Genomic DNA, 11189 nt, shown 5'->3' with positions numbered 1-11189 from the left:
GATTACAAAATCAACCTGCTGGATGACAATAACTTCACCAATGCAGCAAAAGTTTCAACTGACAACATCGTGGCTGTTGGTCTGAACTACCAGTTCTAATTTTGTTGTAGTTTGAATACAAAGCCAGTCCTTTCAGGGCTGGCTTTTTCTCTTGATGTAGACTCGGTCATAAGGAGTATGCCGTGCAGACGTTCACTGGTCGTTGTCTTTGCGGACAGAGTCATTTTACCGTTGACGTCGAAATGCTGGATGTCTATGCCTGCCACTGTACGTTGTGTCAGAAATGGTCGGGTGGCATCGCTATGTATCTGGAGGCCAGCGCTCATCCGCAGATGTCGCCGGATTCAGCCCAACCCTCGCACTTTCCTTCTTCAAATCGTGGTGAACGTTTCTTCTGTTCAGGCTGTGGGTGCCCGCTGTGGTTTACCCTGACGGGTAGCGAACGCTATTTTGTGCCGTGGACGCTACTGGAACTTAACGAGGTAGATCGCCGCCGCCTGGTGTTAGCGGCAGAGATCTATACGGAAACTCAACCTGCATTCTGGAGACTGACGGGGCAATACGCTCGCTTGAGTGGAAAAGAAGTCGAAGAGATGGATTACCCCTGTCATTTAGCCCACTAGTTATTGACGCTGTATCTTTGCCAGACTGAACCACATCCCTATCGCTAATACGATAAGCATACTGCCAGCGCTGCTTAAGGCCACGCTATGTGACCAGGTAAAGGCTTCTCTGGCAGCCGCCAGCAATGCCTCACTCAGCGACGACGGGAGCGAATGCGCCAGTTGTACCGCTTCACCCATTGATGATGAGGCGCGCTCTATCTCCTGCGGATTGAGTCCGGCTGGCGGCAGAATTGAGGCAGAAAAGCTACGGCTCAACAGTAAGCCAAAGATAGCGATGCCAAGCCCGGCGCCAAGTTCATAAGCCATCGTCTCAATGGCGCCAGCCGCTGCCGCTTTTTCTGCCGGTGCTGCTGCCATGATTGCCGCAGTTGAGGCCAAAAGCGCACTTGCCGCACTGAATCCGAGCAAGGCCATCAATATCCACGCTTGTATTTGCTGCGTACTGAAATCCGTCATCGCCAGACCGTAAAAACTGACGGCGCTGAGCGCCATACCCGCCGTTGCCACACAACGTAACCCCAGACGTGACACCAACATGCCGGCAATGGGTCCACTGAAACCGCTTGCCAGCATCACCGGCAGCATAAACAGACCAGCCTGATACGGCGTCAAACCGTGGACAAACTGGAGCTCCTGAGCCATTAGCAATTCGAAACCAACCAGCGTAATCATCGCGGTCATCGCCATTACTACGCCGCTTAAGATAATGCGATGCGTGAACAGCCGCATATCAATCATTGGCCGGGAAGCCGCTAGCTGGATACGGACAAACTGCCCCAACAGCAATGCTCCGGCTAACAATGTCAGCACGATGGCAGTGGTCGCCATATGACCTTTCAGTGCGGTTTTGGCGCTATAGACCAGCAGCAGAATAGCGACAATCAGCATTATCGCATGACCGAAATTTAACGATTGATCGCGACGTCCAGCCTGGCGCGGCACGAAACGAGCCGTCAATGCCATTACCACCACAACAATAGGCACATTGATTAAGAACACGGATCCCCAATAGAAGTGCTCCAGCAGTATGCCGCCCACTAATGGCCCAAACGCCGCGCCGCCGGACCCAACGGCGGCCCAGACGCCGAGCGCCATATTGCGATGACGCTGCTCGGCAAAGGTGGCACGAATACCCGCCAGCGTAGCCGGAACAATCATCGCCGCCCCGATCGCCAATACCGCCCGCGTGGCAATCAGCCAACCGGCGCTGTGGGCAAAAGCGGCGGCCAGCGATGCCAGACCAAATAAGCCCCCGCCCAACAGCAGCAGACGTTTAAAACCGATGCGATCGCCCAATGCCCCCATTGGCAACACCATGCCGGCCATTACCAGGGAATAAATATCAATAATCCACAGCAGCTCGTTACCACTGGCACCCAGCGTCATACTCAGCGTGGGCGCGGCAACGTGCAGCACCGTTGCATCAATCGCAACAGGGATGTAGACCAGTACAATAATGACTAACGTTAACCACTGACGAAACATAAAACTCCCTAACGAAACCAAAACTGGACACATGTCCAGCTTTAGCGATCCTACGGAAAATTGAACATATGTCCAACTTTTTGTTAGACTGCGTGCTATTGAGATACAGGAGGAATGATGAGCTATCTGAATCGGGATGAACGTCGGGAAGTGATTCTGCAAGCGGCAATGCGCGTTGCGCTGGAAGAAGGGTTTACTGCCATGACCGTACGACGTATAGCGGCGGAAGCCCACGTGGCGACGGGCCAGGTGCATCATCACTTTACCTCTGCCGGTGAACTCAAGTCTCAGGCTTTTGTGCGCCTGATCCGTACCCTGCTTGATGCGGAACTGGTCAGTGAGGATGCCAGCTTCCGTGAGCGACTGCATGCCATGCTGGGCAGTGAAGATGGCGGCTTCGAACCCTATATTAAGCTGTGGCGTGAAGCGCAGGTTGTAGCCGGTAAAGATCCAGAAATCAAAAGCGCCTATCTGCTAACCATGCGGATGTGGCATGAGGAAACGGCCAATATCATCATTCAGGGACAGAAAGCCGGTGAGTTTTCATCCACCCCAGATGCCGCCGACGTCGCATGGCGTTTAATCGCACTGGTGTGCGGCCTGGATGGTATGTATATGTTGGGCATCGAGGAAATGGCCGATCCTGCTTTCGATCGCCACCTGGATCGTATGATTACGCTGGAGTTATTTAGTTGATGTTATAGATGAATAAACAATACCTCTTTTAAGTTTACAATTAGTAACACTTAACCAACATGTAATTCTCCCCTCATCCCGCGTTATTGCACTTTTTTATCTATTCTTTCAGTCAATATTCCCAAAACCTTTCAATAGTTTCTAAAAAGAAGCCGCGCGGCCTGTATGCGTTTATTTCTTTTTCATGAACGGCATGTGCATGGAGAATAATATGTCATCATCAAATGAGAAAAATAATCGTTATCTTTTGACTGACTGGAAACCAGAAAACCCCGCCTTTTGGGAAAATAAAGGCAAGCACATTGCCCGTAGAAATCTTTGGATATCAGTAAGTTGCCTTTTACTTGCCTTCTGCGTCTGGATGCTGTTTAGCGCCGTAGCCGTCAATCTGAATAAAATTGGTTTTAATTTCACCACCGATCAACTGTTTTTATTAACGGCATTACCCTCCCTTTCTGGGGCAATATTGCGCGTCCCCTACTCCTTTATGGTACCTATATTTGGCGGTCGCCGTTGGACCATTTTTAGCACGATTATTCTGGTTATTCCCTGCGTCTGGCTGGGATTTGCCGTGCAAAATACCGCTACTCCGTTTGGAGTATTTATTATTATTGCGCTGATGTGCGGTTTTGCTGGCGCTAACTTTGCCTCCAGCATGGGCAACATCAGCTTTTTCTTCCCCAAAGCAAAGCAAGGCAGTGCGTTGGGGGTTAACGGCGGCCTTGGCAACCTCGGCGTCAGCGTGATGCAGCTAATCGCGCCGCTGGTGATTTTTCTGCCCATATTTACCTTTTTGGGTATCCAGAGCGTACCGCAAGCTGACGGCTCATTACTGTCGCTGGCCAATGCCGCATGGATTTGGGTTCCACTTCTGCTGATAGCCACCCTGGCGGCAGGCATGGGAATGAATGATATTGCCAGTTCGAAGGCTTCTATTGCTTCCCAGCTACCGGTCCTCAAGCGTTTTCACTTGTGGCTGTTAAGCCTGCTGTATCTCGCGACTTTCGGGTCATTTATCGGCTTTTCGGCTGGTTTTGCCATGCTGGCGAAAACCCAATTTCCTGACGTGAATATTCTGCAACTGGCATTCTTCGGCCCCTTCATCGGCGCGCTTGCGCGATCGGCGGGCGGCGTTATCTCTGACAAGTTCGGCGGTGTACGCGTCACGTTAATTAACTTCATCTTTATGGCACTGTTCAGCGCCCTGCTGTTTCTTACTCTGCCGGGCTCAGGTGAAGGAAACTTTGTCGCCTTCTATCTGGTGTTTATGGGGCTGTTCCTGACCGCGGGTCTGGGAAGCGGGTCGACCTTCCAGATGATTGCGGTGATCTTTCGCAAAATCACGATTTACCGGGTGAAACTGCGCGGTGGCACAGAGGAACAGGCTCAGCGTGAAGCGGTAACCGACACCGCCGCAGCGCTTGGATTCATCTCTGCCATTGGCGCTGTGGGGGGCTTCTTCATCCCTAAAGCGTTTGGTTCATCCCTGGCGCTTACCGGCTCTCCGGTGGGGGCTATGAAAATATTTTTGGTGTTTTACATCGTCTGTGTGCTGGTGACCTGGCTGGTCTATGGCCGTAAATCACAAAAAAAATAACGAAATGGATACCGCAGGATCGGACATTCAGGCAGGCCTGGTGTGCGATTCACCGTCGGCAATATTATCGAAGCAGGAGTTATGTCATGAGTAAACTGTTAGATCGCTTTCGCTACTTTAAACAAAAGGGCGATACGTTTGCCGAGGGGCATGGGCAAGTGATGCACACCAACCGGGACTGGGAAGACAGTTATCGCCAACGCTGGCAGTTCGATAAAATTGTGCGTTCTACCCACGGCGTGAACTGTACCGGCTCATGTAGCTGGAAAATCTACGTCAAAAACGGACTGGTAACCTGGGAAACACAGCAAACTGACTACCCGCGTACCCGACCTGACCTGCCTAACCATGAACCCCGCGGCTGTCCGCGCGGCGCCAGCTACTCCTGGTATCTTTACAGCGCCAACCGCCTGAAATATCCGTTAGTGCGTAAACGCTTGATCGAACTGTGGCGCGACGCCCTGACCCGCCAGTCCGACCCGGTGCTGGCCTGGGAATTGATTATGAACGACCCGCAAAAATGCCAGAGCTACAAGCAGGTACGCGGTCGCGGTGGTTTCATCCGTTCCAACTGGAAAGAACTTAATCAGCTGATTGCTGCCGCCAACGTCTGGACGGTGAAGACCTACGGCCCGGATCGCGTGGCCGGCTTCTCCCCAATCCCTGCGATGTCGATGGTCTCCTATGCCGCAGGCACGCGTTATCTTTCCCTTCTTGGCGGCACCTGCCTGAGTTTTTATGACTGGTATTGCGACTTACCGCCTGCGTCACCGATGACCTGGGGCGAGCAGACTGATGTTCCTGAATCCGCCGACTGGTATAACTCCAGTTATATCATCGCCTGGGGATCTAACGTGCCGCAGACCCGTACCCCGGACGCGCACTTTTTTACTGAAGTGCGCTACAAAGGCACCAAGACGATTGCCATTACGCCCGACTACTCGGAAGTCGCCAAACTGTGCGATCAGTGGCTGGCACCTAAGCAAGGGACCGACAGCGCGCTGGCGATGGCGATGGGCCACGTCATCCTGAAAGAGTTCCACCTCGACAATCCCAGCGATTATTTCCTCAATTACTGTCGCCGCTATACCGACATGCCGATGCTGGTTTTACTGGATACCCGGGAAGATGGCAGCTACGTGCCCGGACGTATGATGCGCGCCTCAGACCTTGTCGATGGTCTCGGCGAAAGCAACAATCCCGAGTGGAAAACCGTGGCCTTTAACAGTGAAGGTGAGCTGGTCGTGCCGAACGGCTCCATCGGCTTTCGCTGGGGTGAAACAGGCAAATGGAACCTCGAGTCGTTGGCCGCTGGGGCAGAAACAGAACTTTCCCTCTCGTTGCTGGGTCAGCATGATGAAGTGGCTGGGGTAGCATTCCCCTACTTTGGCGGCAACGAAAACCCTCATTTTCGCAGCGTCAAACAAGAACCTGTGCTGGTACGGCAACTTCCGGTAAAACGTCTCACCCTCGCCGATGGCAGCCGTTGCCCGGTGGTGAGCGTTTATGATCTGGTGCTGGCGAATTATGGCCTCGATCGTGGTCTGGATGACGTTCATAGCGCACAAGATTACAGCGAAGTGAAAGCCTACACTCCGGCCTGGGGCGAGCAAATTACCGGCGTGCCACGCCGACATATCGAACAAATCGCCCGCGAGTTTGCCGATACGGCGCATAAAACGCATGGCCGTTCGATGATCATTCTCGGGGCTGGCGTCAACCACTGGTATCACATGGATATGAACTACCGTGGGATGATTAACATTCTGGTGTTCTGTGGTTGCGTGGGACAAAGCGGCGGAGGCTGGGCGCACTATGTGGGCCAAGAGAAACTGCGTCCGCAAACCGGTTGGTTACCGCTGGCCTTTGCGTTGGACTGGAACCGTCCGCCGCGTCAGATGAACAGCACTTCATTTTTCTACAACCACTCCAGCCAGTGGCGTTATGAAAAACTCACCGCTCAGGAACTCCTCTCTCCGCTGGCCGACACGTCGAAATTTAGCGGACATTTAATCGACTTTAACGTACGCGCCGAAAGAATGGGCTGGCTGCCGTCCGCCCCGCAGCTTAACCTCAACCCATTGACCGTGAAAGCGAAGGCTGAGCTGGCTGGCTTGTCTCCTGTGGAATACACCGCACAAGCGCTGAAATCGGGTGATATTCGTTTTGCCTGCGAACAGCCGGACAGCGGCCACAACCATCCGCGAAACCTTTTTGTCTGGCGCTCTAACCTGCTCGGCTCCTCCGGTAAAGGGCATGAATACATGCTCAAGTATTTACTGGGTACCGAAAGCGGGATCCAGGGAGAAGCGCTCGGTTCAAGCGAGGGTATTAAACCTGAAGAGGTGGAATGGCAGTCCGCGGCGATTGAAGGCAAGCTTGATCTGCTGGTCACGCTCGATTTCCGTATGTCGAGCACCTGTCTGTTCTCCGATATCGTTCTGCCGACCGCGACCTGGTATGAAAAAGACGATATGAACACCTCGGATATGCATCCGTTTATTCACCCGCTGTCAGCGGCGGTCGATCCGGCGTGGGAATCGAAGAGCGACTGGGAAATTTATAAAGGCATCGCCAAAGTGTTCTCAGAGGTCTGTGTCGGGCACCTTGGGCAAGAAACAGACATCGTCCTGCAACCGCTGCAACACGACTCACCGGCAGAACTGGCGCAGCCGTTTGACATCCTCGACTGGCGCAAAGGCGAATGCGATCTTGTTCCAGGAAAAACCGCGCCTAATATCGCCGTCGTGGAGCGTGACTACCCTGCCACCTACGAACGTTTTACCTCGCTCGGCCCGCTAATGGACAAACTCGGAAACGGTGGCAAAGGTATCTCCTGGAATACCCAGGCGGAAGTCGATTTCCTCGGCAAGCTGAACTACACCAAGCGCGAAGGCCCGGCAAAAGGCCGACCGCTGATTGACACCGCACTGGATGCGTCGGAGGTGATCCTCGCCCTGGCGCCGGAAACCAATGGTCAGGTGGCGGTCAAAGCCTGGGAAGCGCTGGGGGCGATGACCGGACGCGACCATACGCATCTGGCGTTGAACAAAGAAGATGAGAAGATCCGTTTTCGCGATATTCAGGCGCAGCCGCGCAAAATTATCTCCAGCCCTACCTGGTCCGGCCTTGAAAGCGAACATGTCTCCTATAACGCAGGCTATACCAACGTCCACGAGCTGATCCCATGGCGTACCCTGTCCGGTCGCCAGCAGTTGTATCAGGATCACGCGTGGATGCGTGCATTTGGTGAAAGCCTGGTGGCCTACCGTCCGCCAATTGATACCCGCAGCGTCAGCGAAATGCGTGAAGTTCCACCAAACGGTTTCCCGGAAAAAGCGCTCAACTTCCTGACGCCGCATCAGAAATGGGGCATCCACTCTACCTACAGCGAAAACCTGCTGATGCTGACGCTGTCGCGCGGCGGACCGATTGTCTGGATCAGCGAGACCGATGCCAAAGAGTTGGGTATTGAAGATAACGACTGGATTGAAGCCTTTAACGCCAATGGCGCGCTCACCGCGCGTGCAGTGGTGAGTCAGCGCGTGCCACCGGGAATGACCATGATGTATCACGCTCAGGAACGAATCATGAACATTCCCGGCTCGGAAGTCACCGGGATGCGTGGCGGGATCCATAACTCGGTCACCCGCGTCTGCCCAAAACCGACGCATATGATCGGCGGCTATGCGCAGTTGGCGTACAGCTTTAACTATTACGGCACGGTCGGCTCTAACCGCGATGAGTTCATCATGATTAGAAAAATGAAAAATATTAACTGGCTGGATGATGAAGGTCGCGATCAGGTACAGGAGGCGAAAAAATGAAAATACGCTCACAGGTAGGAATGGTTCTTAATCTGGACAAGTGTATCGGCTGCCACACCTGCTCCGTCACCTGTAAAAACGTCTGGACCGGGCGCGAAGGGATGGAATATGCATGGTTTAACAACGTCGAGACCAAACCAGGGATTGGTTATCCGAAAAATTGGGAAGATCAGGAGGAGTGGCAAGGCGGCTGGGTTCGCGATGTTAACGGCAAGATAAGACCGCGTCTGGGCGGCAAGATGGGGGTGATTACCAAAATTTTCGCCAACCCGGTGATCCCGCAAATCGATGATTACTATGAACCGTTTACCTATGATTACCAACATCTGCATAGCGCACCGGAAAGCAAAAACCAGCCCACTGCGCGTCCACGTTCGTTGATTGACGGCAAACGGATGGACAAGATTATCTGGGGCCCCAACTGGGAAGAACTGCTCGGCGGCGAATTCTCAAAACGCGCCCGTGACCGTAACTTCGAGAAAATGCAGAAGGAGATGTACGGTCAGTTCGAAAACACCTTCATGATGTATTTGCCGCGACTTTGTGAACACTGCCTGAACCCAAGCTGTGTCGCTACCTGCCCGAGCGGTGCCATCTATAAGCGTGAAGAAGACGGCATTGTGCTGATCGACCAGGACAAATGCCGCGGTTGGCGCTTGTGCATCAGCGGCTGTCCGTACAAGAAAATCTATTTTAACTGGAAGAGCGGTAAGTCAGAGAAGTGCATTTTCTGCTACCCGCGTATTGAATCCGGCCAGCCGACGGTATGTTCGGAAACCTGCGTCGGGCGCATCCGCTATCTCGGCGTATTGCTGTACGACGCCGACCGCATTGAGGAAGCGGCCAGCACCGAGCATGAGACCGATCTGTATGAACGTCAGTGCGATGTGTTCCTCAATCCGCACGATCCGGCAGTTATCGAAGAGGCGTTAAAACAAGGCATTCCGCAGAATGTTATCGACGCCGCCCAACGTTCGCCGGTCTACAAAATGGCAATGGACTGGAAGCTGGCGCTGCCGTTACACCCTGAGTATCGCACCCTGCCAATGGTCTGGTATGTGCCGCCGTTGTCACCGATTCAGTCGGTGGCTGATGCCGGTGGCCTACCGCACAATGGCAACATTTTGCCGGCGGTGGAATCACTACGTATCCCGGTACAGTACCTCGCCAACATGCTCAGTGCTGGCGATACCGGTCCGGTATTGCGCGCGTTGAAACGTATGATGGCGATGCGACACTATATGCGCTCACAAACCGTCGAAGGCGTGACGGATACCCGCGCCATTGAGGAAGTCGGTCTTACGGTTGAACAAGTCGAGGAGATGTATCGCTATCTGGCTATCGCCAACTATGAAGACCGCTTCGTGATCCCGACCAGCCACCGTGAAATGGCGCGCGACGCTTTCCCGGAGAAAAACGGTTGTGGTTTCACCTTTGGCGACGGCTGTCACGGTTCGGATACCAAATTCAACCTGTTTAACAGCAGCCGTATTGATGCCATCGACATCACCGAAGTGCGCGATAAAGCGGAGGGTGAATAATGCAAATTCTGAAGATTATCGGACTGCTGCTGGAATATCCGGACGAGTTGCTGTGGGAGTGTAAAGACGACGCGCTGGCGCTGGTGTCCAGCGATGCCCCAATGCTTACCGAATTTAGCCGGGGACTACTCAATGCCCCATTACTGGATAAGCAAGCCGAATGGTGTGAGGTGTTTGATCGGGGGCGCGCCACCTCACTGTTGCTATTCGAACATGTCCATGCCGAGTCACGTGACCGCGGCCAGGCGATGGTTGATCTGCTGGCGCAGTATGAAAAGGTCGGGCTCCAGCTTAACTGCCGCGAGCTGCCGGATCATCTACCGTTGTATCTGGAGTATTTAAGCGTGCTGCCGGAGGACCAGGCCAAAGAAGGACTGCAGAACGTTGCCCCGATTCTGGCTTTGCTGGGCGGGCGCTTAAAACAGCGCGATACGCCGTGGTATCAACTGTTTGACGCCCTGCTGCTGCTTGCCGGAAGCCCTCTTTCAAGTGACAGTGTCACCAAACAGGTTGCCGCAGAAACACGTGACGATACCCGTCAGGCGCTGGATGCAGTCTGGGAAGAGGAACAGGTGAAGTTTATCGAGGATAACGCCACCGCTTGTGACAGTTCACCGTTACAAAACTATCAACGACGCTTTAGCCAGGACGTGGCGCCGCAGTACGTCGACGTCAGCGCGGGAGGTCCGAAATGATACAGTATCTGAACGTCTTCTTTTACGATATCTACCCGTATCTGTGCGGCACGGTGTTTATTCTCGGCAGTTGGTTGCGTTACGACTACGGGCAATACACCTGGCGCGCCTCTTCCAGTCAAATGCTGGACAAACGCGGCATGGTGTTATGGTCAAACTTGTTCCATATCGGCATTCTGGGGATTTTTTTCGGTCACCTGTTTGGTATGCTGACACCGCACTGGATGTACGCCTGGTTCCTGCCGATTGCGGTGAAACAGCAAATGGCAATGATTCTCGGCGGTGTCTGCGGCGTGTTAACGCTGGTTGGGGGCGCGGGTTTGCTGGTGCGCCGTCTGACTAATCCACGCATTCGCGCAACATCATCCACCGCCGATATTCTGATCCTGTGCATTCTGCTGGTTCAATGCATTCTCGGTTTAACCACTATTCCGTTCTCCGCACAACATCCTGACGGCAGTGAAATGCTGAAACTGGTCGGTTGGGCGCAGTCGGTGGTGACCTTCCAGGGCGGCGCATCTGCGCATCTGGATGGCGTGGCGCCGATATTCCGTGCTCATCTGGTGTTAGGCATGACGATATTCTTACTGTTTCCGTTCACACGTCTGGTCCACGTGTGGAGTGCGCCGTTTGAGTACTTCACCCGCCGCTATCAAATTGTGCGCTCGCGCCGCTAATTGCCTCTGATGCCTGGTGGCCTAAGCGCCACCAGGTCTGCATCG

9 protein-coding genes are annotated in these 11189 nt (G+C 53.7%); 8 read left to right on the top strand and 1 reads right to left on the bottom strand.

The genetic code is table 11. The annotated features are described in order from the left end of the window. Together FDW92_RS10560 and FDW92_RS10555 are read left to right on the top strand one after the other, a co-directional pair. Positions 1-99 (top strand): porin (locus tag FDW92_RS10560; RefSeq protein WP_137400613.1); only part of this gene is annotated, 99 nt, incomplete at its 5' end. A gap of 143 nt (positions 100-242) precedes the next feature. Then, positions 243-623 carry a GFA family protein gene (locus FDW92_RS10555; RefSeq protein ID WP_087856632.1) on the top strand — a complete coding sequence of 127 codons (381 nt, stop codon included), beginning with the start codon at positions 243-245 and terminating at the stop codon, positions 621-623. Here the strand turns inward: FDW92_RS10555 and FDW92_RS10550 are convergent, their stop codons facing one another. Further along, the gene (locus FDW92_RS10550; protein ID WP_042308343.1) at positions 624-2111 is read right to left on the bottom strand and encodes an MFS transporter; all 1488 of its coding nucleotides are present in this window, start codon (positions 2109-2111) and stop codon (positions 624-626) included. Positions 2112-2228: 117 nt separating this feature from the next. Between FDW92_RS10550 and FDW92_RS10545 the strand changes: the two genes are divergently transcribed. From FDW92_RS10545 to narI, 6 genes are all read left to right on the top strand, one after another. Further along, positions 2229-2807, top strand: coding sequence for a TetR family transcriptional regulator (locus FDW92_RS10545; RefSeq protein WP_042308341.1), 579 nt, complete (start codon positions 2229-2231; stop codon positions 2805-2807). 211 nt (positions 2808-3018) lie between these two features. Then, the gene (locus tag FDW92_RS10540; protein WP_042308339.1) at positions 3019-4404 is read left to right on the top strand and encodes a NarK family nitrate/nitrite MFS transporter; all 1386 of its coding nucleotides are present in this window, start codon (positions 3019-3021) and stop codon (positions 4402-4404) included. A gap of 86 nt (positions 4405-4490) precedes the next feature. Then, positions 4491-8231, top strand: coding sequence for a nitrate reductase subunit alpha (locus tag FDW92_RS10535; protein ID WP_042308336.1), 3741 nt, complete (start codon positions 4491-4493; stop codon positions 8229-8231). Continuing rightward, positions 8228-9772, top strand: coding sequence for a nitrate reductase subunit beta (gene narH, locus FDW92_RS10530; RefSeq protein ID WP_042308334.1), 1545 nt, complete (start codon positions 8228-8230; stop codon positions 9770-9772). Before FDW92_RS10535 ends, narH begins: the two co-directional genes overlap by 4 nt. Further along, positions 9772-10467 carry a nitrate reductase molybdenum cofactor assembly chaperone gene (gene narW / locus FDW92_RS10525; RefSeq protein ID WP_042308333.1) on the top strand — a complete coding sequence of 232 codons (696 nt, stop codon included), beginning with the start codon at positions 9772-9774 and terminating at the stop codon, positions 10465-10467. The genes narH and narW overlap by 1 nt, the downstream gene beginning before the upstream one ends. Then, positions 10464-11144 carry a respiratory nitrate reductase subunit gamma gene (gene narI / locus FDW92_RS10520; RefSeq protein WP_038640663.1) on the top strand — a complete coding sequence of 227 codons (681 nt, stop codon included), beginning with the start codon at positions 10464-10466 and terminating at the stop codon, positions 11142-11144. The genes narW and narI overlap by 4 nt, the downstream gene beginning before the upstream one ends. The last annotated feature ends 45 nt before the right edge of the window (positions 11145-11189 follow it).

Origin of the sequence: Citrobacter sp. wls706 (assembly GCF_005281305.1) — a bacterium.
Classification (GTDB): domain Bacteria; phylum Pseudomonadota; class Gammaproteobacteria; order Enterobacterales; family Enterobacteriaceae; genus Citrobacter; species Citrobacter werkmanii.
This window is presented reverse-complemented; position numbering and strand designations above follow the sequence as displayed.